The sequence below is a fragment of the Acidovorax sp. 107 genome (genome assembly GCF_003058055.1).
Taxonomy (GTDB): Bacteria; Pseudomonadota; Gammaproteobacteria; order Burkholderiales; family Burkholderiaceae_C; genus Acidovorax.
The window spans coordinates 4,376,072-4,399,082 of sequence record NZ_QBTZ01000001.1 but is presented as its reverse complement, the minus strand read 5'-3'; the positions used below and the strand labels follow the sequence as shown (position 1 = coordinate 4,399,082).

The window sequence follows — 23,011 nt, the reverse complement described above, 5'->3', positions numbered from 1 at the left end:
GCTTGTGGCAAACAAGTCCGCTTCGGGCCCTAAGGCGACATAAAACTTTCTGGAAAGCGGGCCTCTGTTACACATTCGTCGCCCCTGCTCCTGGGTTGGCAGCTACTGCCGAAACGAGCCCTTCGGTCTCACCATCTGTTTGAGATTCTTGAGCTTTCGAGGCGCGCGCTCAGTCCATGAAATTTCTGCCCCATCTTCCAATTCTTCGTAGATTGGAAGGACATCGGTGATACCTACCAACTTCCATTGCACAGGTACTCCTTGAGTTCCGCCCTTGTATGGTTTCGCATTCTTGCGAGCTACCGTCATGCCCTTTTCATAGGCCTCTTCAAGGTTCGGTGCACGTACAAGGATTGTGTTTTCCCACGACAGGAATCGAGCTTCATCGTCGTCCTTTCTGTCGTCTTCCAACTCAACGAAGCGCAGCAGATACGAGACCACGTACCAGCCCACTGGGGAAAGATTTTTGTCGTGTGTCATGCAAAAATTCTCAAACCTGTAGCCAGTACCAAACGAAGCACCACCCACTCAATCGAAACTCTGAGCGGCAGCTTCTGGCCGATTGCTGCCGCCGCACTCGACTCTCTCAAGGCCCCGTAGGCGCCCCCGCCTCAAACCACTTCCCAATCAGCGCACGCTCCGCATCGGTGATGCCCGTCGCATTGTTCATGGGCATGAGCTTTTGCACCACGGCCTGCTGGTAGATGGCCTGGGCGTGTTGCTTCACGCTGTCGGGCGAATCAAGCCGCAGGTTCTTCATTTGCATCTGCTCGCCGTGGCACATGTAGCAGCGCTGCTCCAGCACCGCTTGCACGGCCTTGAAGTCATTTTGGCCGCTAGCGCCCGTTTTATCTGCGCTGGCAGCTCCTGAAACAGGAGCATTCGCCACGGGCGCGGCCACCGGCGCAGGGCGCATCCAGGCGATGACGCACACGATCACGGCCACGCCCACCAGGGCATAGGGCAGCGGGTTGCCATTGCGGCCCAGCTTGTAGCCGTGGCGCATCACAAAGAACTGGCGGATGGCCGCGCCCGCAAACATCATCAGGATCAGCACCAGCCAGTTTTGCGGGTGGCTCCAGGTGAAGCTGTAGTGGTTGCTCAGCATGGCAAACAACACGGGCAGCGTGAAATAGGTGTTGTGCACGCTGCGCTGCTTGCCGCGTTTGCCGTGGATCGGGTCTACCGGCTGGCCGGCCTTGATCTGGCTGATGACAGTGCGCTGGCCGGGGATGATCCAGAAGAACACGTTGGCGCTCATGGATGTGGCGATCATCGCCCCCACCAGCAGGAAGGCTGCGCGGCCCGCAAACCAGTGGCAGGCCAGCCACGAGGCCACGCACACCAGCACCAGGACCAGCGCACCGACAATCGCGTCGCCGTTCTTGCGCTGGCCGAAGATGCGGCAGATGGCGTCGTACAGCAGCCAGAACACCACAAAGAAGCCCAGCGCCACCACGATGGCCGTGGCGGGTGCCCAGTCCATGCGCGACTTGTCGATGAGGTAGGTGCTGGCGCTGTAGAGGTAGGACACGGTGAACAGCGCAAACCCGCTGATCCAGGTGCTGTAGCTCTCCCAGAAGAACCAGTGCAGGTGTTTCGGCAACTGCGGCGGCGACACCGCAAACTTGACCGGGTGGTAGAACCCGCCGCCGTGCACGGCCCAGAGCTCGCCGCTCACGCCTTGTTTCTTGAGGTCTTCGTCCTCGGGCGGCGTGAGGCTGCTGTCCAGAAAAACGAAATAGAACGACGAGCCGATCCAGGCGATGGCCGTAATGACATGGACCCAGCGCAAAAGCAGGTTGGCCCAGTCGAGAAAGTAGCTTTCCATATCTCAACCTTGATGGTGCGTTAGCACCAAACAGCAAACCTGCTCACCACTGCGGGCGCTCTGAGCAGACATTGAGGTCGCGCACCTTGGCCAGTGGGTTGCTGGCCGGGGCACCGCTGCGACCGGTACGTCAAAGTGTATGCAGGAATTGTTCCCGATTCCAGCCCCAACCTGGGGCATTCGGGGCCGGAATTACCCTCATTCCCCAGCCTTTGGAGTTGGCTGCAGCGTCTGCAGCAACTGCGCTGCCACGGCCACGGCAATCACCTCAGGCTCCTTGCCGCCAATGCCGGGAATGCCGATGGGGCAGGTCACCTGCGCCAGCTCCTCGGGCGCGAACCCGCGCCCATGCAGGCGGTTGCTGAAGGTGGCCCACTTGGTTTGGCTGCCAATCAGCCCGATGAAAGGCAGGTCGCCCTGCTCGCGCTGGCGGCGCAGGCAGGCGGCCACCACGTCCAGGTCCTCGGCGTGGCTGAAGCTCATGATCAGCACGCGGCTACCGGGCGCCAGGCGGGGCACGGCGAGTTGCACCGGCTCGGAGTGTTCGCAGGCCACACCCTCGGGCGGATCGGGCGGGAAAATGCCGTCCCGGCTGTCAATCCAGGTCAGCGCAAAGGGCAGTGGCGCCAGCACGCGAGCCAGCGCATGGCCCACATGCCCGCCGCCAAACAGCGCCACCGGGTGCAGGAGGGGCGTGAGGCGCTGGGCCAGACCTGGCGCGTCTTGCGCCGTGAGCAACTCAAACCCCAGGTGCACCACCCCGCCACAGCACTGGCCCAGCGCCGGGCCCAGCGCAAACCGCATCGGCCCCGGCGCCGTGACCAGCCCACCCGCCAGGCGGCGGCGTGCTTCGGCAATCGCCTGCAGCTCCAGATGCCCGCCGCCGATGGTGCCCACCAGCTGGTCGGCGAACACGGCCATCCAGGCGCCGGGCTCCCGGGGCACGGACCCTTGGGTAGACTCCACGGTCACGAGGCAGGCTGGCGCGGCCCCCAGGCCGTCCAGCAGCATTTGCAAATTTTTCACCGCGATCCTTATCGTGACGGACGCAAAACGAGGCACTGCCAGCGGCTCACCCTCCAGTGAGGCAGCTGTTGTAGCCCCCGTTGCGATCGTCGTCATTTTGTAACGTACCACCTTCGCCGCTGGGTTATCGTGCCCGCAGTCTCAGGAACCTTTCACACCATGCCCGACACGCCCTCTCCCCGCTCCACTGGAAAGCGCAGCCACTGGCTCCTGGCAGGCATCATGGCCGTGGGCGCGGCGCTGGTCTCAGCCTGCAAGTCCCCGCCAGAGCCCACGCCGGCCCCGGCGCCTGACAGCATCCCCTCCACCGGCCCCGATGCCAGCGGTGTCAAAGGCCCGGTGCCAGCGACCGCTGGCTCTGCGCGCCCCTCGGCCGCCGCCACACCCCTGGCCTACCGCCAGGACGCTGCCACCCATCTGTACGGTCTGAACCGTGAACGCATCTTCAAAGGTAAGCTGCCGCCGCAGCTGTATGCAATCGGTGTGCTGCAGCTCGACATCGACCGCGCAGGCAAGATCACCCGCCTGCACTGGATGCGCGCCCCGCGCCATGCCCCCGAGGTGGTCACTGAAATCGAGCGCACGGTACGCGCTGCGGCCCCCTTCCCAGTCCCGGCCCGCATGGGCAAGGTCACCTACACCGAGACCTGGCTGTGGGACAAGAGCGGGCACTTTCAGCTCGATACACTGACCGAAGGGCAGCTGTAGCGACATCCCCCTGAGCGGCTACGCCGCTTCCGCCCTCTGGCAGCGCTTGCTACGAGCCGCGGTAGGTCGAATAGCTCCAGGGGCTGACCAGCAGCGGCACGTGGTAGTGCTGGTCGGCATGCGCAATGCCAAAGTCCAGACTCACCTGGTTCAGAAAATTGGGCTCGGGCAGCTGCGTGCCCCGGGCCTTGAAATAGCCCGCCACATCAAAGCGCAACCGGTACGTGCCGGTGCGCAGGCTGGCGTTGTCGAACAGCGGTGCATCGGTGCGGCCGTCGTGGTTCAGCACCAGGCGCTTGATGAGGGTGGCGTTGTCGCCGTCGGTGGAATACAGGGCCACTTCCATGCCGGCCGCAGGGCAGCCGTTCATGGTGTCCAGAACGTGGGTGCTCAATCCCATGGGGGAATCTCCTGAAGTAAGAGTCTGTCCAATCGGCGACGATTGCCAGATCGCAGTGTGTAGACCAAAAGTGTATACACTTTTCACCATCCACCGTATCATGCAGCCATGGAATCTTCCTCCACCAGCGCCATCGTCGAAGCGCTGACCCGCGCCATCGTAGAACACCGCCTGCAACCCGGCACCAAGCTGGCCGAGCAAAAGCTGGCCGACCACTTTGGCGTGTCGCGCACGCTGGTGCGCCAGGCACTGTTTCAGCTGGCGCAAAACCGGCTGGTCACGCTGGAGCCCGCACGGGGCGCGTTTGTGGCGACACCCTCGGTCGAGGAGGCGCGCCAGGTGTTTGCCGTGCGCCGCATGCTGGAGACGGAGATGACCCGCGCATTTGTGCGCAGCGTGACGCCCGCCAAGCTCAAGGCACTGCGCGCCCACGTGGCCAGCGAGAAGGCCGCCATGGGCACGCACGACGCCAGCACCCGCACGGAGTTGCTGGGCGACTTCCATGTGCGCATGGCTGAGCTGATGGGCAACGAGGTGCTGGCGCAGATGCTGGGTGACCTGATTTCGCGCTGCGCCCTCATCACGCTCATGTACCAGTCCGCCAGCGCAGCCGAGCACTCGCACGAGGAGCATGCCGACATCGTGGCCGCCCTGGCCGCGCGCGACGAGGAGCGCGCAGTGGCCCTGATGCAAAGTCACCTCGAACATGTCGAAGCCAGCCTGACCTTTGACCGCAAGCGCCCGGCCAGTGACCTGGCCGCCGCCCTGGCCTCTTGAAAACCACCCCACCATGATCTACGACACCACCCAGGCCTACCCCCGCGACCTCATCGGCTACGGCAAGACCCCGCCGCATGCCCAGTGGCCCGGTGGCGCCCGCATTGCCGTGCAATTCGTTTTGAACTACGAAGAAGGCGGCGAAAACGCGGTGCTGCATGGCGATGCGGGCAGCGAGCAGTTCCTGTCCGAAATGTTCAACCCGGCCAGCTACCCCGAGCGGCACATGAGCATGGAGGGCATTTATGAATACGGCTCGCGTGCCGGTGTGTGGCGCATCCTGCGCGAGTTTGAAAAGCGCCAGCTGCCCCTCACGGTGTTTGGCGTGTCCACGGCCCTGCAGCGCCACCCCGACCTCACGGCGGCCTTTGTGGAGCTGGGCCATGAGATAGCCTGCCATGGCCTCAAGTGGATCCATTACCAGCACGTCCCCGAAGAGGTGGAGCGCGCCCACATGCAAGAGGCGATGGACATCATCCAACGCATGACGGGCGCAAGAGGAAGTTCGCAAGACCATGTACATGGTCTGGGCTGGTACACCGGCCGCGACAGCCCCAACACCCACCGCCTGGTGGCTGACTACGGCGGCTTTGAATACGACAGCGACTACTACGGCGACGACCTGCCCTTCTGGATGAAGGTGCGCAAGACCGACGGCAGCGTGGTGCCCCAGCTCATCGTGCCCTACACGCTGGACTGCAACGACATGCGGTTTGCGCTGCCCCAGGGCTACTCGCACGCCGACCCGTTCTTCCAGTACCTGAAGGACACTTTCGATGCGCTGTATGCCGAGGGTGACCCCGCCGGCGACAACGCGCCCAAGATGATGAGCATTGGCATGCACTGCCGTCTGCTGGGCCGCCCTGGCCGCATCACGGCGCTGCAGCGTTTTCTGGACCACATCGCACAGCACGACAAGGTGTGGGTGGCCCGCCGCATCGACATCGCGCGCCACTGGAAGGCCGTGCACCCCTACCCCACCACAAAGGCCTGACGACCATGGCATGGACCCTTGACCAACTGAACGCTGTCACGCCCGCGCAGGCCCTGGAGGCGCTGGACGGCGTGTACGAGCATTCCCCCTGGATTGCCGAACAGGCACTCACGCAGCGGCCGTTCCGCTCGCTGGCACACCTCAAACATGCCCTGGCCCACGCGGTGCGCACCGCCAGCACCGAGGCGCAGCTGGGCCTGATCCGCGCCCACCCCGAGCTGGCGGGCAAGGCCATGGTGGCGAAAAGCCTCACCACTGAATCGACCAATGAGCAGTCCAAGGCGGGACTGACCCAGTGCACGCCCGAAGAATTTGCGCGCATCCAGCAGCTCAATGCGGACTACAACGCACGCTTTGGCTTCCCCTTCATTCTGGCCGTGCGCGGGCCGCGCGGCGCGGGGCTGAACAAGCAGCAGATCATCGATACCTTTGCGCGGCGGCTCGACAACCACCCCGAGTTCGAGGTGGCAGAGGCCTTGCGCAACATCCACCGCATCGCCGAGATCCGGCTGAACGACAAGTTCGCCGCCGAACCTGCGCTGGGCAATGACGTGTGGGACTGGCATGAAAAGCTGGCCGAACACTCCGACCCCGGCTTTGCCGAAAAGGGTCAGCTCACCGTCACCTACCTCACCGTCACCTACCTCACCGACGCCCACCGCGCCTGCGCCCAGCGCATCAGTCACTGGATGCGCGACTGTGGCTTTGACGAGGTCGAGGTGGACGCCGTGGGCAACGTGGTAGGGCGGTATCGCGCCGCCACACCCGGTGCAAAGTACCTCATGACCGGCTCGCACTACGACACCGTGCGCAATGGCGGCAAGTACGACGGGCGCCTGGGCATTTTTGTGCCCATGGCTTGCGTGCGTGCACTGCACCAAGCGGGCAAGCGCCTGCCGTTTGGCATCGAGGTGATTGCCTTTGCCGAAGAGGAAGGCCAGCGCTACAAGGCCACCTTCCTGGGTTCGGGCGCGCTCATTGGGCACTTCAACCCTGCCTGGCTGGACCAGAAGGATGCGGACGGCGTGACCATGCGCGCGGCCATGCAGCACGCGGGGCTGTGCATCGACGACATTGCCAAGCTGCAACGCGACCCGGCCCAGTACCTGGGCTTCATTGAAGTCCACATAGAACAGGGCCCGGTGCTCAACGAGCTGGACCTGCCGTTGGGCGTGGTCACCTCCATCAACGGTGGCGTGCGCTTTGTGGGTGAAATGATCGGCACCGCGAGCCACGCAGGCACCACCCCCATGGACCGCCGCCGTGATGCGGCCGTGGCCGTGGCAGAACTGGCACTGTACATCGAGCAGCGCGCCGCCCAGGACGGAGACTCGGTGGGCACGATCGGCCTGCTCAACGTGCCCGGCGGCTCCATTAATGTGGTGCCGGGCCGCTGCCAGTTCAGCATGGACCTGCGTGCGCCCACCGACCCGCAACGCGACGCACTGGTGCGCGATGTGCTGGACCACCTGGGCCAGATCGCCGCACGGCGCGGCCTGCGCTACACGCTGGAAGAATCCATGCGCGCCGCCGCAGCCCCCAGCGCCCCAGCCTTGCAGCACCATTGGGAGCGCGCGGTGGACCACCTGGGCGTGCCCGTGTTCCGCATGCCCAGTGGCGCAGGCCACGATGCGATGAAGCTGCACGAAATCATGCCCCAGGCCATGCTGTTCGTGCGCGGAGAAAACTCCGGCATCAGCCACAACCCGCTCGAATCCACCACCAACAACGACATGCAACTGGCTGTGGACGCCTTCACCCAGGTGCTGCACCAGCTTGCCGAGGAACAACAACCATGACCACTCCGAACCACCACGCCGCGCTGGACGCCTGGATCGACCAGCACTTTGACGAAGAAGTGCGCTTTCTGCAGGCCCTGGTGCGCGTGCCCACCGACACGCCCCCGGGCAACAACGCGCCCCATGCCGAGCGCACCGCCGAGCTGCTGAAGGACTTTGGCTACGAGGCCGAAAAGCACGCCGTGCCCACCGCCGATGTGCAGGCCTACGGCATGGAGTCCATCACCAATCTCATCGTGCGCAGACCGTACGGTAGCGGCGGTAAGACCATCGCCCTGAACGCCCACGGCGACGTGGTGCCGCCCGGAGAAGGCTGGATGCACGACCCCTACGGTGCCGAGATCGTCGATGGCGCAATGTATGGCCGCGCCACCGCCGTGAGCAAGAGCGACTTTGCGAGCTTCACGTTCGCGGTGCGCGCGCTCGAAGCCGTGGCCAAGCCCGCCCAGGGCGCGGTAGAGCTGCACTTCACCTACGACGAAGAGTTTGGCGGCGAACTCGGCCCCGGCTGGCTGCTGCAAAAGGGACTGACCAAGCCGGACCTGATGATTGCCGCGGGCTTCAGCTATGAAGTGGTCACCGCCCACAACGGCTGCCTGCAGATGGAAGTGACGGTGCACGGCAAGATGGCCCATGCCGCCGTGCCCCACACCGGCGTGGACGCCCTGCAGGGCGCCGTGCACATCCTGAACGCGCTGTACGCACAGAACGACGAGTACAAGAAGGTCACGTCCAAGGTCGAGGGGATCAAGCACCCCTACCTGAACGTGGGTCGCATCGAAGGGGGAACCAACACCAACGTCGTACCCGGCAAGGTGATGTTCAAGCTCGACCGCCGCATGATCCCCGAGGAAAACCCGGTAGAGGTCGAAGCCACCATCCGCCGCGTGATTGAACAGGCCGCAGGTGAGCGCGCCGGTGTCAGCGTGGAGATCAAGCGCCTGCTGCTGGCCAACGCGATGACGCCGCTGGCCGGCAACCAACCGCTGGTGGACGCCATCCAGAAGCACGCACAAGCAGTGATCGGCGAACCAGTGCCTGCCGTGGGCACACCGCTGTACACCGACGTACGCCTGTATGTGGAGCGCGGCATCCCCGGCGTGATTTATGGCGCGGGCCCGCGCACGGTGCTGGAGTCGCATGCCAAGCGCGCCGACGAGCGCCTGCAGCTGGAAGACCTGCGCCGCGCGACCAAGGTGATTGCGCGTGCATTGAATGACCTGCTCGCCTGATTTGCAGCATAACAATCGTTAATGCAAGAAGCGCATCGCTACCGCGCTTCAATGTCATGACTGGGTTGCCTCCAGCCACCCATTGACCGACCTACACTGACGCGGGCGCACCCATCCGATGGGTGCGCCCGTTGTCATTTGAAAAATCAACACCCCAGGAGATATCCGATGAACATTCGCCAAACGCTGCTGGCCGGCAGCGTCGCGCTGGCCCTGGCCAGCCTCACGGCCTGCGGCAGCACGCCGCCGGTGGCCAAGGCTCAGCCGGTAGCCGCAGTACAGCAGACCGCCTCAGCCCAGGCTGCCAGCGCAGCCTACGACTTCGACATGGATGTGTTCCACCCCGTGGTGGCACGCAATGGCATGGTCGCCACCGAGCAGGAACTGGCCTCGCAGATTGGCCTGGACATCCTCAAGGCCGGTGGCAACGCCGTGGATGCCGCCGTGGGCATTGGCTTTGCGCTGGCCGTGGCGCTGCCCAACGCGGGCAACCTGGGCGGCGGCGGTTTCATGATGGTGCACGATGCCAAGACCGGCAAGAGCGTTGCGCTCGACTTCCGCGAAGTGGCGCCCATCAAGGCCACGCGGGACATGTACCTGGATGCCAAGGGCAATGTGGTGGACGGCAAGTCGCTGTACACCCACTACGCCGTGGGCGTGCCCGGCACCGTGGCCGGCATGGAGCATGCGCTCAAGACCTGGGGCACCCTGCCCCTGTCGCGCGTGATCGCCCCCGCCATCGAGTTGGCTGACAAGGGCTTCCCGGTCAGCGAGACGCTCGCCAAGATCCTGCAGCAAGAGAAGAAGAACATGGGCAACTGGCCCGCCACCCAGGCCATCTTCTGGAAGAACGGCGAGCCCCTGAAGATGGGCGACCCGCTGGTGCAGAAAGACCTGGCCCAGTCCATGCGCCTGATCGGCCAGCAGGGCGCCAGGGCCTTCTACGAAGGCGATATCGCCCAGAAGATCGCCGCAGAAATGGCGCCGCACGCCGGAGCCCTCACACTGCAGGACCTGCGCGAATACAAGGTGGCCGAGCGCGTGCCCACGCGCGGCACCTACCGTGGCTATGAGATCGTGACCATGCCGCCCCCCTCCTCTGGCGGCCCGCACCTGGTGCAGATTTTGAACATGCTGGAGCCCCTGCCCCTGGCCCAGTGGGGCCCGAACAGTGCGCAGACCATCCACTACATGGCCGAGAGCATGAAGCTCGCCTACGCCGACCGCGCTGAGTACCTGGGCGACCCGGATTTCGTGAAGATCCCGCTCAAGGGCCTGACCTCCAAGCGCTACGCAGCATCGCTGGCCAAGGGCATCGACGCCAACACCGCGCGCAGCGGCAAGAGCATCAAGCCGGGTCAGCCCCAGCCGTATGAGAGCGACCAGACCACCCACTACTCGGTGGTGGACAAGGCCGGCAACGCCGTGGCCGTGACGTATACGCTCAACACCAACTTCGGCAGCGGCATCGTGGCCAAGGGCACGGGCATCCTGCTCAACAACGAGATGGACGACTTCTCGGCCAAGCCCGGCGTGGCCAATGCCTACGGCCTGGTCGGCGGTGACGCCAACGCCGTGGCCGCCAAGAAGCGCCCCTTGTCGTCCATGACGCCCACCCTGGTGCTGAAGGACGGCAAGCCCACGCTGGTCACCGGCAGCCCCGGCGGCGCGCGCATCATCACCACGGTGCTGCAGACGGTGGTCAACACCATCGACTTCGGCATGAACCCCGCCGAGGCCGCTGCCGCACCCCGCGTGCACCACCAGTGGACGCCCGACGAGCTGCGCGTGGAAAAGGGCCTGTCGCCCGACACCATCGCCCTGCTCAAGCAGCGCGGCCACAACATTGCGGTCAAGCCCTCGATGGGCCGCACGCAGACCATCCAGATCCGCGGTGGCGCGCTGTACGGCTACTCGGACCCGCGCAACCCCGACGGCAAGACCCTCGGCTATTGATTGCCAGTGCCCGCCAAGTGCGGGCTAGCTGCGCTTGTCAGCATTTGCCAGGCCACGCACCACAAATGCGTGGCCTTTTTTATTGCAGCCTTCGCGACACCATGCGGGCATACCCTCATACGCCGCTCTGCAGACTTGTCTACATTTCTTGTATGCAAGATTTGCGTTCAAAAAGCTACTGAAGGAGTTGGCATGCCCCGGTTTTTCAAATCCCTTTTTGGCCAGGTGGTGCTGGCCTTGATAGCCGGTGTGGTGGTGGGCCTGGTGTGGCCTGACACCGCCATCGCGCTCAAGCCCCTGGGCGACGGCTTCATCAAGCTCATCAAGATGCTGATCCCGCTCATCGTCTTCTGCGTGGTGGTACATGGCATCGCAGGCACGGGCGACCTGAAGCGGGTGGGCCGGGTGGGCGTCAAATCGCTGATCTACTTTGAGGTGGTCACCTCCATCGCGCTGGTGCTGGGCCTGGCGCTGGCGTTCTGGTTCGAGCCTGGTGTGGGCATGAACGTGGACCCCAAGGCGCTCGACCCCAAAGCCATGGGCGCCTACGCCGAGAACGCCAGCAAGCTCACCGGGGGCGGCTTCACCGACTTCTTGCTCAAGCTGATCCCCACCACTGCCGTGAGCGCGTTTGCCAACGGCGATGTGCTGCAGGTCCTGCTTTTCTCCATCGTTTTTGGGTGCGCCCTGGCATTGATCGGTGAACGTGGCGCACGGGTCACCAGCCTGATCGACGACCTGTCGCATGTGCTGTTCAAGACCATGGGCCTGATCATCAAGCTCGCGCCGCTGGGCGTGCTGGGCGCCATTGCGTTCACCGTGGGCAAGTACGGACTGGGCTCCCTCAAGCAGTTGGGCATGCTGGTGGCGCTGTTCTACGCCGCTGTGGCCATCTTTGTGGTGGTGGTGCTGGGCCTCATCATGCGGGTGTCGGGCTTCAGCCTGTTCAAGCTGCTGCGCTATCTGCGCGAGGAACTGGCCGTGGTGTTTGCCACCACGTCGTCCGACAGCGTGCTGCCGCAGATCATGGCCAAGCTCAAGCACATGGGCATCCGCGATTCGACCGTGGGTCTGGTAATTCCCACGGGCTACTCGTTCAACCTGGACGCGTTCTCGATCTACATCACGCTGGCGGCCGTGTTCATCGCCCAGGCCACCAACACCCCGATTTCCATGGCCGACCTGCTGACCATCCTGGCGATCTCGCTGGTCACCTCCAAGGGTGCACACGGCGTGCCCGGCTCGGCCATCGTCGTGCTGGCCGCCACCTTGCAGGCCATCCCTGCCATCCCGGCGATTGGTCTTGTGCTGGTGCTGTCGGTGGACTGGTTCATGGGCATCGCCCGCGCGCTGGGCAACCTCATTGGCAACTGCGTCGCCACCGTGGCCGTGGCGGCGTGGGAGGACGACATCGACCGCGAACGCGCCCATGCCGTGCTCGACGGCCGCGAGCCACCCTTGCCACGCGCCTGATCGGGCACAGCTCCTGCACAGCACGCGACAATCCGGCCATGAGCATCAACCAGACCCAGATCGCCCAGCAGGTAGTGGAATCCATCCTCGCGCAAAAACTCTCGCCCGGCGAGCGCTTGGGCGAGCAGGAGCTGGCCGATCTGTTCGGCGTGAGCCGTACGCTGGTGCGCGAGGCCCTGATGCAGCTGCAGGCACGGGGCTTTGTGGAAGTGCGCTCGCGCCGGGGCTGGTACGTGGTGGAGCCCTCGGTGGAGGATGCACGCGACGCCTTCTCCGCCCGGCGCATCATCGAATCCGGCATCCTGGCCGATGCGGGCCGCCCGCTGCAGAGCGTGACCCGCCGCCTGCGTGCGCACATCGCCGACGAACAGCAGGCCATCGAAGGAGCTGACGCTGCCACACGCGCCTTTTTGCTCGCAGATTTCCACGTCTGCCTGGCCGAGGCGATGGGCCACCGCAGCCTGAGCGACATCCTGCGCGACCTCACGGCGCGCACCACCCTGGCCGCGTCGCTGTACCAGTCGCAGCACGCGGCCAGCCAGTCTTGTGCGGAGCATGCCGCCATTGTGGAGGCGCTGGAGGCCGGCAACACCACCCTGGCCCGCGAACGCATGCTTGCCCACATTGGCCATGTGGAAGGCGCCCTCAACCCCGGCCAGCCGCTGGTGCGCGACCGCCTGCGCGAGTCGCTGGCGCCGCTGACCAGCCCACGCACCAAGGCGGCAGCCACGGACCCGGGCTAGCCACAGGGAGGGCACCCAGGTCACCCATAGTCCAACCGCCTCCACCACGGCAGGCGGGAAATTGCTGCGCCCGTCTAAGGGTTAACCGGGATAAGCGCGCCCGGTCATTTTGTATACGATTTTTGTATGGACATCTGTGCACCATCTGGGGCCAGTGTTCCTCTCGTATTCACACTCCCAACCCGCCGAAGGACCCCCATGAACCCGCCCGTACACCCCGTGGACGAACACCTGCCCCTGGGGCGACTGACGGCGCTGGGCCTGCAGCATGTGCTGGTGATGTATGCGGGTGCCGTGGCGGTGCCGCTCATCGTGGGCCGCGCGCTCAACCTCACGCCCGACCAGGTGGCCAAGCTGATCTCGGCCGACCTGTTTGTGTGCGGGCTGGTCACGCTGATCCAGGCACTGGGCGCCTCGCGCTGGTTTGGCATTCAGCTGCCGGTGATGATGGGGGTGACCTTTGCCTCGGTGGCGCCCATGATCTCGATGGCGCAGAGCACGGGCGGCACGGCCGGGGCCGGGCTGATCTTTGGTTCGGTGATCGGCGCGGGCGTGATCTCCATCCTGATTGCTCCGCTGGTGAGCCGCATGCTCCGTTTCTTCCCGCCCGTGGTCACTGGCACCATCATTGCGGTCATCGGCATCAGCCTGATGCGCGTGGGCATCAACTGGATCTTCGGCAACCCCGTGGGCCCCACGGCGCCCAATGTGGTGAACCCCGAACACATCAAGTGGCTGAGCGAGATGCAGTCCGTCGCTGGCGCACCGGGCTCATCACTGCCCCCCATTCCCAAGGGCTTTGCCGTGGTGCCTACGGTGCCCAACCCAAAGTACGCGGACCTGACCGGCGTGGGCATCTCGGGCCTGGTGCTGCTGTCCATCCTGCTGATCGCCAAGTTCGCCAAGGGCTTCATTGCCAACATCTCGGTGCTGCTGGGCATCGTCATCGGCGCAGTGGTGGCCGTGGCGCTGGGCATGATGAATTTCGACAAGGTGGCCAAGGCGCAGTGGTTTGACCTGGTGCTGCCGTTCGAGATTGCCGGGCCCGTGTTCGATCCCATCCTGATCCTGACCATGACCCTGGTGATGATCGTGGTCATGATCGAATCCACCGGCATGTTCCTGGCACTGGGCGAGATGACCGACCGCAAGGTGGACCAGGCGGCCCTCACGCGCGGCCTGCGCACCGACGGCCTGGGCACGCTGCTGGGCGGTATCTTCAACACCTTTCCGTACACCAGCTTCTCGCAGAACGTTGGGCTGGTGGCCGTCACCGGCGTCAAGAGCCGCTTCGTGTGCGTCGCCGGCGGCGTGATCCTGATCGTGCTGGGCGTGCTGCCCAAGATGGCCGCCCTGGTCGAGTCGCTGCCCACCATGGTGCTGGGCGGCGCGGGGCTGGTGATGTTCGGCATGGTGGCGGCCACGGGCATCCGCATCCTGGGCGGGGTGGACTTCAAGACCAACCGTTTCAACGCCATGATCGTGGCTGTCTCCATCGGCGTGGGCATGGTGCCGCTGATCGCGCCCAACTTCCGCCAGTGGATGCCGCATGCCATCCACCCTCTGATCGAATCCGGTATCCTCCTGGCCTCGATCACGGCTGTGGCCCTGAACGTTTTCTTCAATGGCGCCAGCCGCGACACCTCCGCCGCTGTCAACGCCGCACGCCAGGCCGACGCCCACTAGCATCCCGCCTGCCCGTTGCCGAAAACCCGCCACCGCCCGCGTGGCCCCGCCCCCTGTCCGCCACGGCTGCCAGGGGGTTTTGGCTTTAGAGCCTGTTCAAAGTCTTTTTGGAGATCGCATTGGAGTGCAATCGGGAGGAGTGGATGCGTCGGGTGCGCCGCATGGGCTCATGCCCATGCAAGCAGCCGGGGCGTTCAATCAACCGATTTCACTCCAACCCTTCGGGCAAGTGCCTTGCCGGGCGGCCTGCGGCGTTGCGGCGCTTGCCAATAGCATGGGCTATTGGCTGCGCACCGCGCCTTGCATCCCATCCCGGCAAGGGACTTGTGCGACTCCAAAAAGACTTTGAACAGGCTCTTATGCTGCATCCGCATAAACCTGCATGCTAGCCGCCCACGCCATCGGGTACCCTTGTTTTTGCTTTCCGCCCAGGACTTCCAGGATTTCCGCATGACACAGAACATTTCCGCCGCCGAACAGGCCCTGCGCGACGCTGCGCGCGAATACCACCGCAACCCCACCCGGGGCAAGATTTCGGTCACCCCCACCAAGCCTTTGTCCAACCAGCGCGACCTGTCGCTGGCCTACTCGCCGGGCGTGGCCTATCCGTGCCTCGACATCGCCGCCGACCCCTCCAAGGCGTTTGACTTCACCTCGCGCGGCAACCTGGTCGCGGTGATCACCAACGGCACGGCGGTGCTGGGCCTGGGCGACATCGGCCCGCTGGCCAGCAAGCCGGTGATGGAAGGCAAGGGCTGCCTGTTCAAGAAGTTTGCCGGCGTCGATGTGTTCGACATCGAACTGGCCGAGCGCGACCCCGACAAGCTCATCGAGATCATCGCGGCGCTGGAGCCCACGCTGGGCGGCATCAACCTGGAAGACATCAAGGCGCCCGAGTGCTTCTACATCGAGCGCGAACTCAGCAAGCGCATGAACATCCCGGTGTTCCATGACGACCAGCACGGCACGGCCATCATCAGCAGCGCAGCGCTGCTCAACGGCCTGGAGCTGGTGGGCAAGCAGATCGACCAGGTCAAGATTGCCGTGTCGGGCGCGGGCGCAGCCGCCATTGCCTGCCTGAACGTGATGGTAGGCCTGGGAGTGAAGGTCGAGAACATCTTTGTGTGCGACTCCAAGGGCGTGATCTACGAAGGCCGCCCCGGCGGCTACGACGAATCGAAAGCGGCCTACGCGCAAAAGACCGACGCCCGCACGCTGGCCGATGCGGTCAACGGCGCCGACGTGTTCCTGGGCTGCTCGGCCCCCGGCGTGCTCACGGCCGAGATGGTCAAGACCATGGGCCCCAAGCCCATCATCCTGGCGCTGGCCAACCCCGAGCCTGAAATTCGCCCCGAACTGGCCAAGGCCATCCGCCCTGACTGCATCATCGCCACGGGCCGCTCGGACTACCCGAACCAGGTCAACAACGTCCTGTGCTTCCCGTACATCTTCCGTGGCGCGCTGGACTGCGGCGCCACCAAGATCACCGAAGCCATGAAGCTGGCCTGCGTGCGCCAGATCGCCGACCTGGCCAAGGCCGACATCAGCGAAGAAGTGGCCAGCGCCTATGCGGGCAAAGAGCTGACCTTCGGCCCCGACTACCTGATCCCCACGCCGTTCGACTCGCGCCTGATCCTCAAGATCGCCCCCGCCGTGGCCAAGGCCGCTGCCGAGTCGGGCGTGGCCACGCGTCCCATCGAAGACATGGAGGCCTACAAGGAAACGCTGTCGCGCTTTGTCTACCAGACCGGCATGCTGATGCGCCCCGTGATCAATGCGGCCAAGGCCCTGCCCGATGCGCAAAAGCGCGTGGCCTACGCCGACGGTGAAGACGAGCGCGCCCTGCGCGCCGCGCAGATGGCCATTGACGACAAGATCGCCCACCCCATCCTCATCGGCCGCCCCGCCGTGATCGCCGCCCGCATTGCCAAGGCCGGCCTGCGCATGCAGCTGGGCAAGGACGTGGAGGTGTGCAACCCCGAGGACGACCCGCGCTTCCGCCAGTACTGGGAGCACTACCACCAGCTGATGAAGCGCAACGGTGCCTCGCCCGAAGTGGCCAAGGCCGCCGTGCGCCGCTCCAACACCATCATTGCCTCGCTGATGGTCACGCTGGGCGATGCGGACGCCATGATCTGCGGCCTGGTGGGCACGTACGAGACGCACCTGGAGCGCATCCACAGCATCATCGGCCGCCAGGAAGGCGCCAACAACTACGCGGCGCTGAACGCGCTGATGACCAACCGGGGCACGCTGTTCATTGCCGACACCTACGTGAACGAAGACCCCACGGCCCAGCAGCTGGCGGACATCGCCTGGATGTCGGTGCAGGAGGTGCAGCGCTTTGGCATCCCGCCCAAGGTCGCCTTCCTGTCGCACTCCAGCTATGGCTCGTCCAAGCGCGCGTCGGCCCGCAAGATGCGCGAGGCGCGCGACCTGTTCGTGGCCGCCCACCCCGAGATCGAGTGCGACGGCGAGCTGCACGGCGATGCCGCGCTGGAGCCAAACATCCGCAACGCCTACATGGCGGACTCGACCCTGACGGACTCGGCCAACCTGCTGATCTGCCCCAACCTGGATGCCGCCAACATCCTCTACAACGTGCTCAAGACCACCACCAGCGGTGGCGTCACGGTGGGCCCCATCCTGATGGGCGCCGCTGCCACGGCCTACATCCTGACCCCGGCTGCCACCGTGCGCCGCGTGCTCAACATGACGGCCCTGGCGGTGGCCAGCGCTGCCGCTCGTCCACGCTGAGCGCGCTATGCCTCGCTGGCCCTGAGCGGCCAGCTCACCCACCGATTCAACGGGGCCCCAGGGCCCCGTTTTTCATGGGCACGACCACCCCCCGCATCACGTCTGCACCATTTCGGGAAACCCAGCATGCTGGCATGCACCACTTCGGTGAACAATGGGGCACGGCAAAACACCCGCATCCGCAAACCGGGCATCGTTTTTGCTGACTGCAGGTGCATGGCCCCTGGACGGGGCCAACACCTTCCCTCACCGCATTTCCCCTTGCCCGACAGGAGCCTCGAATGAAAAAAAGACTGTTCATGCAAACCGCCGCCGCCCTGGCCCTGATCGGCAGCGCATCGCTGGCCCAGGCGCAGGCCTCTACGCCCATCAAGTTCCAGCTCGACTGGCGTTTTGAAGGCCCTGCCGCGCTGTTCCTGAAGCCTGTGGCCAAGGGCTACTTCAAGGCCGCAGGCCTGGATGTGACGGTGGATGCGGGCAACGGCTCCGGCGGCGCGGTGCAGCGCGTGGCATCGGGCACGTACGACATGGGTTTTGCCGACCTGGCCGCGGTGATGGAGTTCCACGCCAACAACCCCGACGCGCAGAACAAGCCCGTGGCGGTGATGGTGGTCTACAACAACACGCCCGCCTCGGTCATGGCGCTGAAAAAGAGCGGCATCACCAAGCCCGCCGACCTGGCCGGCAAGAAGCTGGGCGCCCCTGTGTTTGACGCAGGCCGCCGCGCGTTCCCCATCTTCCAGAAAGCCAACGGCATCGGCGCCGTGACCTGGACCGCCATGGACCCGCCACTGCGCGAAACCATGCTGGTGCGCGGTGACGTGGACGCCATCACCGGCTTCACCTTCACCTCGCTGCTCAACCTGGAAGCCCGTGGCGCCAAGGCAGCCGACGTGGTGGTGCTGCCCTATGCCGACTTTGGCGTGAAGCTGTACGGCAACGTGATCATTGCCAGCCCCAAGCTCATCAAGGAGAACCCGGGCGCCATCAAGGCGTTCCTGTCGGCCTTCACCAAGGGCGCCAAGGAAGTCATTGCCAACCCTGCAGCCTCCATCGAATACGTGAAGGCGCGCGACGGCATCGTGAACGTGCCGCTCGAAACCCGCCGCCTGCAGCTGGCCATCGACACCGTGATCAACAGCCCCGACGCCCGCGCCGAAGGCTTTGGCCAGCTCAAGCCCGGCCGCCTCTCGCTGATGGCGTCGCAGGTGTCGGATGCGTTCAACACCAAGACCCGCGTGAACGCCGAGGATGTGTGGAACGCCAGCTTTTTGCCCAGCGCTGCCGAGCTGAACATCCTGCCCAAGAAGTAACCACTATTAATTTGATAGCTGCAGGCGCATGATTCACTAACACCTGCGACCATTCTGAGCACAAAAACTTCCATGCAGGCTGCTGACAACTATTTTGTGGACTTCCGGGACGTCTGGCTCGCCTACAACGACGAGCTGCGCGCCAAGAACCAGTTTGCGGTCGAAGCCATCGACCTGCAGGTGCGGCGCGGCGAATTCATCGCCATCGTCGGCCCCTCGGGCTGCGGCAAGTCCACCTTCATGAAGCTGGCCACGGGCCTCAAGATGCCGTCGATGGGTAAGATCCTCATTGACGGGCAGTCGGTAACAGGGCCGCTGAAGGTGTCGGGCATGGCCTTCCAGGCGCCTTCGCTGCTGCCCTGGCGCACCACGGTCGACAACGTGCTGCTGCCGCTCGAAATCGTCGAGCCCTACCGCAGCCACTTCAAGCAAAAGCGCAAGGAATACGAAGAACGCGCCCGCAAGCTGCTGCAGAAGGTGGGCCTCGCGGGGTATGAAGACAAGTTCCCCTGGCAGCTCTCGGGCGGCATGCAGCAGCGCGCCAGCATCTGCCGCGCGCTGATCCACGAGCCCAAGATGTTGCTGCTGGACGAGCCGTTTGGCGCGCTCGACGCCTTCACGCGCGAAGAGCTGTGGTGCATCCTGCGCGACCTGTGGACCGAGCAGCAATTCAACGTGATCCTGGTCACGCACGACCTGCGCGAGTCGGTCTTCCTGGCCGACACGGTGTATGTGATGAGCAAGAGCCCCGGCCGGTTTGTGGTGAAGAAGGAGATCGAACTCCCCCGCCCACGCGACCTGGAAGTGACCTACACCAAGGAGTTCACCGACATCGTGCACGAGCTGCGTGGTCACATCGGCGCCCTGCGAAAAGCAGGCGCGCCCATCCAGCAATAAGAACAAAGAAAGCGCCTCATCCCCATGCACAAGAAAACCGTGGAGCGCTGGTCCCCCTGGATCCTGCTCGTCGCCACCATCCTGCTGTGGCAAATCATCTGCTCGGCCTTCAGCATCCCTGAATACCTGTTCCCCAGCCCCTGGGCCATCGGCGTGCAGCTGGTGGAGTTCAGCGGCGTCATCGCAGGCCATGCCTGGCGCACCTTCTGGGTCACCATGGCGGGCTTCGGCATCGCTATCGTCGTGGGTGTGCTGCTGGGCTTTGTGATCGGCAGCTCGCGCATCGCCTATGCCGCCGTGTACCCGCTGATGACCGCCTTCAACGCCCTGCCCAAGGCCGCCTTTGTGCCCATCCTGGTGGTGTGGTTCGGCATCGGCGTGGGCCCGGCCATCCTCACGGCGTTTCTCATCAGCTTCTTCCCCATCATGGTCAACATCGCCACCGGCCTGGCCACGCTGGAGCCCGAGCTGGAAGACGTGCTGCGCGTGCTGGGCGCCAAGCGCTGGGACGTGCTGACCAAGGTGGGCCTGCCCCGCTCCATGCCGTACTTCTACGGCTCGCTCAAGGTGGCCATCACGCTGGCCTTTGTGGGCACCACCGTGTCGGAGATGACCGCTGCAAACGAAGGCATTGGCTACCTGCTGATCAGCGCGGGCTCGTCCATGCAGATGGGCCTGGCCTTTGCCGGCCTGATGGTGGTGGGCGCCATGGCCATGGTGATGTACGAGCTGTTCAGCTGGATCGAAAAACGCACCACGGGCTGGGCGCACCGAGGCTCTCAAGGTGAATAACCCGGCGGCGTTGAACGAAGCCCAGGCAGCCACGCTGCTGCGCCGCGCCAACGCCGTGGCCCAGCGCGCCAAGGACATGGGCCGCCACCCGTTTGGCGCCCTGCTGGTTGCACCCGGTGGCGAGACGGTGCTGGCCGAGCAGGGCAACATCGACACCGTGAACCACGCCGAGAGCACGCTAGCGCGCACGGCGGCGGCCAACTACCCCGGCGCCTACTTGGCCCAGTGCACGCTGGTCACCACCTTCGAGCCCTGCGCCATGTGTGCGGGCACCATCTACTGGGCGGGCATCGGCCGCGTGCTGTATGGCGCTGAGGAAACCGCCCTGCTCGCCCTGACGGGCGACCACCCCGAGAACCCCACGCTGGCCCTGCCCTGCCGCACGGTGTTTGCCAGCGGCCAGCGCCCCACCGAGGTACTGGGCCCGGTGCCCGCACTGCAGGACGAGATCACGGCCCTGCACCGCGATTTCTGGCAGTAATGGGCTCCGGCGCTTGTATGAAAAGCGCGAGTAGCTCCTGTTTCAGTAGCAAAAGACACCACCAACGGGTGCCCCGGCACCCTGCCGCTATACTGCCCGCCCCGTTTGGACGACAGCAGGATCACACCGCATGCGCTTGACCCATCTTTTGCGCCTTCTGGCCCTTGGGGCCGCAGCAGGTCTGGCCGCATGCGGCGGCACCGCACCAACACAGCCAGCGGCGGGCGATGCCACACCGGTCGCAGCGACCCCATCCACCACACCCCCCATCCGCATCGGTATCGCCCTGGGCGGGGGGGCGGCCAAGGGCTTTGCGCACATTGGCGTGATCAAGATGCTGGAGGCCAATGGACTGGCGCCTGCCGTGGTCTCGGGCACCAGCGCAGGCAGCGTGGTGGGCGCGCTGTATGCCAGTGGCATGAACGCCTTCGAGATGCAGGAAAAGGCCGTGGCGCTGGACGAAGCCAAGATCCGCGACCTGCAGCTCTCGTCCGGGGGCCTGGTGCTGGGGCAGAAGCTGGAAGACTACGTGAACGAACAGGTGCGCCGCAAGCCGCTGGAGCAGATGGCCAAGCCCTTTGTCGTCGTCGCCACGCGGCTGGAAGACGGCGAGCGCACCGTGTTTGCACGCGGCAACACCGGCCAGGCCGTGCGCGCATCAAGCAGCGTGCCGGGCGTGTTCCAGCCCGTCACCATCGGCAAATACCACTTTGTGGATGGCGGCATCGTGAGCCCCGTGCCGGTGGATGCCGCACGCCAGCTGGGCGCGGACATCGTGATTGCCGTGGATATCTCCAACAAGGCCCGGGGCCAGACGCCGGGCAACATGCTGGGCGCGCTGAACCAGTCGATTGCCATCATGGGCCAGAAGCTGGGCCAGGCCGAACTGGCGCGGGCCGACGTGATCGTCCGCCCGCAGGTGCTGGACATTGGTGCCGCCGACTTCAGCCAGCGCGCCAATGCCATCGTGGAAGGCGAAAAGGCCGCACTGGCCGTGATGCCACAAATCCGCGAGCGCGTGGCCCAGCTGCAGGCCGAACGCTCCAAGGCGGCGGCGCAGGCCCAGCAGAAGGCGGCCGAGGTGCAGTACCAGGCCTGCCTGGACAACCGCAGCCGGCTGCAAAAGCTGGCGGGCCTGGCCAAGCTGGACGACTCCTGCCCGGTGCCCAAGTAGCGCAGCAAACCAACGATTCCGGCGTAGTGCCCTTCGGGTAAAGTCAGCTGAGCTCCGGCCTGCCGGCACAACCCGGCACCAACTTCACGCCCCCACTGCCCGCCCCACCCATTCCATGTCTTCGCCGTTTTCCGCCGTCAAGCCCAGCGCCAAGCTATCGGACCAGGTCGCCAGCGCGCTGGAGGCCGAGATCCGCGCGGGCCGCATCCAGGCGGCCGACAAACTGCCCACCGAGGCCGCGCTGGCGCAGCAGTTCCAGGTCAGCCGGACGGTGGTGCGTGAGGCCATCTCGCGGCTCAAATCGTTGGGGCTGGTGGACTCGCGGCAGGGCAGCGGCGTGTACGTGCTTGCGCCCGGCATCGAGCCTTTGCAGTTTGATGTGCCCCTCGCCGCATCGCGCGAGGCGGTGATGCAGATTGTGGAAGTGCGCCGCGCGCTGGAGGCCGAGGTGGCCGAGCTGGCGGCCCTGCGCCGCACCGATGACGATATGGCCGCCATCCGCGCCGCCATGCAGCACATTGCCGACGCCGTGCGTGCAGGCCGCGACGGGGTGGAAGAAGACGTGCTGTTCCACCGCGCCATTGCCCACGCTGCAGGCAACCCTTTCATGATCAGCACGTTGAATTACCTGGCGCAGTTCCTCAAAGGCGCCACCCGCGTCACGCGCGCCAACGAAGCGCGGCGCACCGATTTTGCCGACGCGGTGACCCACGAGCACACCCACATCGTGCGCGCCATCGAGGCGGGCGACCCGGTGGCCGCACGGGCCGCTGCGGCGCAGCACATGAAGAACGCACTGGCCCGCATCGAGCAGGCCGACCTGTCGTTCTGGGCCCAGGACGGCGCTCGGCTGGCCCAGCCGCTGGTGGCGGCATCTACGCCGCTGGTGTTCTGAGCTGCATCGCTGAGATGCCTGCGCGATGGGCTTGAACGCGTCTGCGGTAGCGGCGTAGCACGCATCCGTGTGAGGCT

At 65.1% G+C, this 23,011-nt stretch carries 20 protein-coding genes; 16 read left to right on the top strand and 4 right to left on the bottom strand.

The genetic code is table 11. The annotated features are described in order from the left end of the window. Nucleotides 1–102 precede the first annotated feature (102 nt). The 3 genes from C8C99_RS20550 to xdhC form a co-directional block, all read right to left on the bottom strand. On the bottom strand, nucleotides 103–480 hold the full coding sequence (locus tag C8C99_RS20550) for a DUF4288 domain-containing protein (RefSeq protein ID WP_056641576.1): 378 nt from the start codon (nucleotides 478–480) through the stop codon (nucleotides 103–105). A gap of 106 nt (nucleotides 481–586) precedes the next feature. Then, on the bottom strand, nucleotides 587–1,831 hold the full coding sequence (locus C8C99_RS20545; protein WP_056641573.1) for a urate hydroxylase PuuD: 1,245 nt from the start codon (nucleotides 1,829–1,831) through the stop codon (nucleotides 587–589). 198 nt (nucleotides 1,832–2,029) lie between these two features. Beyond that, nucleotides 2,030–2,842, bottom strand: coding sequence for a xanthine dehydrogenase accessory protein XdhC (gene xdhC / locus C8C99_RS20540; protein WP_108626740.1), 813 nt, complete (start codon nucleotides 2,840–2,842; stop codon nucleotides 2,030–2,032). A gap of 174 nt (nucleotides 2,843–3,016) precedes the next feature. Between xdhC and C8C99_RS20535 the strand changes: the two genes are divergently transcribed. Beyond that, the gene (locus C8C99_RS20535) at nucleotides 3,017–3,565 is read left to right on the top strand and encodes a hypothetical protein (RefSeq protein WP_082576810.1); all 549 of its coding nucleotides are present in this window, start codon (nucleotides 3,017–3,019) and stop codon (nucleotides 3,563–3,565) included. 49 nt (nucleotides 3,566–3,614) lie between these two features. On the opposite strand, the gene uraH is transcribed toward C8C99_RS20535, so the two are convergent. After that, nucleotides 3,615–3,965 (bottom strand): hydroxyisourate hydrolase, encoded by a 351-nt coding sequence (gene uraH / locus C8C99_RS20530; RefSeq protein ID WP_056641567.1) that lies wholly within the window; start codon nucleotides 3,963–3,965, stop codon nucleotides 3,615–3,617. Between the two features lie 108 nt (nucleotides 3,966–4,073). Between uraH and C8C99_RS20525 the strand changes: the two genes are divergently transcribed. The 15 genes from C8C99_RS20525 (at nucleotide 4,074) to C8C99_RS20450 (ending at nucleotide 22,934) form a co-directional block, all read left to right on the top strand. Beyond that, on the top strand, nucleotides 4,074–4,742 hold the full coding sequence (locus tag C8C99_RS20525; protein ID WP_015012869.1) for a GntR family transcriptional regulator: 669 nt from the start codon (nucleotides 4,074–4,076) through the stop codon (nucleotides 4,740–4,742). Between the two features lie 13 nt (nucleotides 4,743–4,755). After that, nucleotides 4,756–5,736 (top strand): allantoinase PuuE, encoded by a 981-nt coding sequence (gene puuE / locus C8C99_RS20520; RefSeq protein ID WP_108626739.1) that lies wholly within the window; start codon nucleotides 4,756–4,758, stop codon nucleotides 5,734–5,736. A gap of 5 nt (nucleotides 5,737–5,741) precedes the next feature. Further along, nucleotides 5,742–7,535, top strand: a complete 1,794-nt coding sequence (gene uraD, locus C8C99_RS20515; RefSeq protein ID WP_108626738.1) for a 2-oxo-4-hydroxy-4-carboxy-5-ureidoimidazoline decarboxylase — start codon at nucleotides 5,742–5,744, stop codon at nucleotides 7,533–7,535. Beyond that, nucleotides 7,532–8,767: an ArgE/DapE family deacylase gene (locus tag C8C99_RS20510; protein WP_108626737.1), complete on the top strand. Its 1,236-nt coding sequence runs from the start codon at nucleotides 7,532–7,534 to the stop codon at nucleotides 8,765–8,767. The genes uraD and C8C99_RS20510 overlap by 4 nt, the downstream gene beginning before the upstream one ends. A gap of 168 nt (nucleotides 8,768–8,935) precedes the next feature. Beyond that, nucleotides 8,936–10,723, top strand: a complete 1,788-nt coding sequence (gene ggt, locus C8C99_RS20505; protein WP_056641557.1) for a gamma-glutamyltransferase — start codon at nucleotides 8,936–8,938, stop codon at nucleotides 10,721–10,723. Nucleotides 10,724–10,915: 192 nt separating this feature from the next. After that, nucleotides 10,916–12,196: a C4-dicarboxylate transporter DctA gene (locus C8C99_RS20500; protein WP_108626736.1), complete on the top strand. Its 1,281-nt coding sequence runs from the start codon at nucleotides 10,916–10,918 to the stop codon at nucleotides 12,194–12,196. A gap of 38 nt (nucleotides 12,197–12,234) precedes the next feature. Further along, nucleotides 12,235–12,939, top strand: a complete 705-nt coding sequence (locus C8C99_RS20495; RefSeq protein WP_108626735.1) for a GntR family transcriptional regulator — start codon at nucleotides 12,235–12,237, stop codon at nucleotides 12,937–12,939. 198 nt (nucleotides 12,940–13,137) lie between these two features. Beyond that, on the top strand, nucleotides 13,138–14,625 hold the full coding sequence (locus C8C99_RS20490) for a nucleobase:cation symporter-2 family protein (protein ID WP_108626734.1): 1,488 nt from the start codon (nucleotides 13,138–13,140) through the stop codon (nucleotides 14,623–14,625). 450 nt (nucleotides 14,626–15,075) lie between these two features. Beyond that, on the top strand, nucleotides 15,076–17,382 hold the full coding sequence (locus C8C99_RS20480) for an NADP-dependent malic enzyme (RefSeq protein WP_108626733.1): 2,307 nt from the start codon (nucleotides 15,076–15,078) through the stop codon (nucleotides 17,380–17,382). Nucleotides 17,383–17,663: 281 nt separating this feature from the next. Next, complete coding sequence (locus tag C8C99_RS20475) at nucleotides 17,664–18,695, top strand: ABC transporter substrate-binding protein (protein ID WP_108626732.1); 1,032 nt, start codon at nucleotides 17,664–17,666, stop codon at nucleotides 18,693–18,695. Between the two features lie 72 nt (nucleotides 18,696–18,767). Further along, nucleotides 18,768–19,592, top strand: a complete 825-nt coding sequence (locus C8C99_RS20470) for an ABC transporter ATP-binding protein (protein WP_108626731.1) — start codon at nucleotides 18,768–18,770, stop codon at nucleotides 19,590–19,592. Nucleotides 19,593–19,616: 24 nt separating this feature from the next. After that, nucleotides 19,617–20,384, top strand: a complete 768-nt coding sequence (locus tag C8C99_RS20465) for an ABC transporter permease (protein WP_060986854.1) — start codon at nucleotides 19,617–19,619, stop codon at nucleotides 20,382–20,384. After that, on the top strand, nucleotides 20,377–20,865 hold the full coding sequence (locus tag C8C99_RS20460) for a nucleoside deaminase (protein ID WP_108626730.1): 489 nt from the start codon (nucleotides 20,377–20,379) through the stop codon (nucleotides 20,863–20,865). Before C8C99_RS20465 ends, C8C99_RS20460 begins: the two co-directional genes overlap by 8 nt. A gap of 130 nt (nucleotides 20,866–20,995) precedes the next feature. Next, entirely contained in the window at nucleotides 20,996–22,039 is a 1,044-nt protein-coding gene (locus C8C99_RS20455) for a patatin-like phospholipase family protein (protein WP_108626729.1), read from the top strand. A gap of 115 nt (nucleotides 22,040–22,154) precedes the next feature. Continuing rightward, nucleotides 22,155–22,934, top strand: a complete 780-nt coding sequence (locus tag C8C99_RS20450) for a FadR/GntR family transcriptional regulator (RefSeq protein WP_108626728.1) — start codon at nucleotides 22,155–22,157, stop codon at nucleotides 22,932–22,934. The last annotated feature ends 77 nt before the right edge of the window (nucleotides 22,935–23,011 follow it).

Bases quoted from the DNA above. Each gene is read 5' to 3' on its own strand.
- C8C99_RS20550 (WP_056641576.1), bottom strand. From the start codon at position 480: ATGACACACGACAAAAATCTTTCCCCAGTGGGCTGGTACGTGGTCTCG.
- C8C99_RS20545 (WP_056641573.1), bottom strand. From the start codon at position 1,831: ATGGAAAGCTACTTTCTCGACTGGGCCAACCTGCTTTTGCGCTGGGTC.
- xdhC (WP_108626740.1), bottom strand. From the start codon at position 2,842: ATGCTGCTGGACGGCCTGGGGGCCGCGCCAGCCTGCCTCGTGACCGTG.
- C8C99_RS20535 (WP_082576810.1), top strand. From the start codon at position 3,017: ATGCCCGACACGCCCTCTCCCCGCTCCACTGGAAAGCGCAGCCACTGG.
- uraH (WP_056641567.1), bottom strand. From the start codon at position 3,965: ATGGGATTGAGCACCCACGTTCTGGACACCATGAACGGCTGCCCTGCG.
- C8C99_RS20525 (WP_015012869.1), top strand. From the start codon at position 4,074: ATGGAATCTTCCTCCACCAGCGCCATCGTCGAAGCGCTGACCCGCGCC.
- puuE (WP_108626739.1), top strand. From the start codon at position 4,756: ATGATCTACGACACCACCCAGGCCTACCCCCGCGACCTCATCGGCTAC.
- uraD (WP_108626738.1), top strand. From the start codon at position 5,742: ATGGCATGGACCCTTGACCAACTGAACGCTGTCACGCCCGCGCAGGCC.
- C8C99_RS20510 (WP_108626737.1), top strand. From the start codon at position 7,532: ATGACCACTCCGAACCACCACGCCGCGCTGGACGCCTGGATCGACCAG.
- ggt (WP_056641557.1), top strand. From the start codon at position 8,936: ATGAACATTCGCCAAACGCTGCTGGCCGGCAGCGTCGCGCTGGCCCTG.
- C8C99_RS20500 (WP_108626736.1), top strand. From the start codon at position 10,916: ATGCCCCGGTTTTTCAAATCCCTTTTTGGCCAGGTGGTGCTGGCCTTG.
- C8C99_RS20495 (WP_108626735.1), top strand. From the start codon at position 12,235: ATGAGCATCAACCAGACCCAGATCGCCCAGCAGGTAGTGGAATCCATC.
- C8C99_RS20490 (WP_108626734.1), top strand. From the start codon at position 13,138: ATGAACCCGCCCGTACACCCCGTGGACGAACACCTGCCCCTGGGGCGA.
- C8C99_RS20480 (WP_108626733.1), top strand. From the start codon at position 15,076: ATGACACAGAACATTTCCGCCGCCGAACAGGCCCTGCGCGACGCTGCG.
- C8C99_RS20475 (WP_108626732.1), top strand. From the start codon at position 17,664: ATGAAAAAAAGACTGTTCATGCAAACCGCCGCCGCCCTGGCCCTGATC.
- C8C99_RS20470 (WP_108626731.1), top strand. From the start codon at position 18,768: ATGCAGGCTGCTGACAACTATTTTGTGGACTTCCGGGACGTCTGGCTC.
- C8C99_RS20465 (WP_060986854.1), top strand. From the start codon at position 19,617: ATGCACAAGAAAACCGTGGAGCGCTGGTCCCCCTGGATCCTGCTCGTC.
- C8C99_RS20455 (WP_108626729.1), top strand. From the start codon at position 20,996: ATGCGCTTGACCCATCTTTTGCGCCTTCTGGCCCTTGGGGCCGCAGCA.
- C8C99_RS20450 (WP_108626728.1), top strand. From the start codon at position 22,155: ATGTCTTCGCCGTTTTCCGCCGTCAAGCCCAGCGCCAAGCTATCGGAC.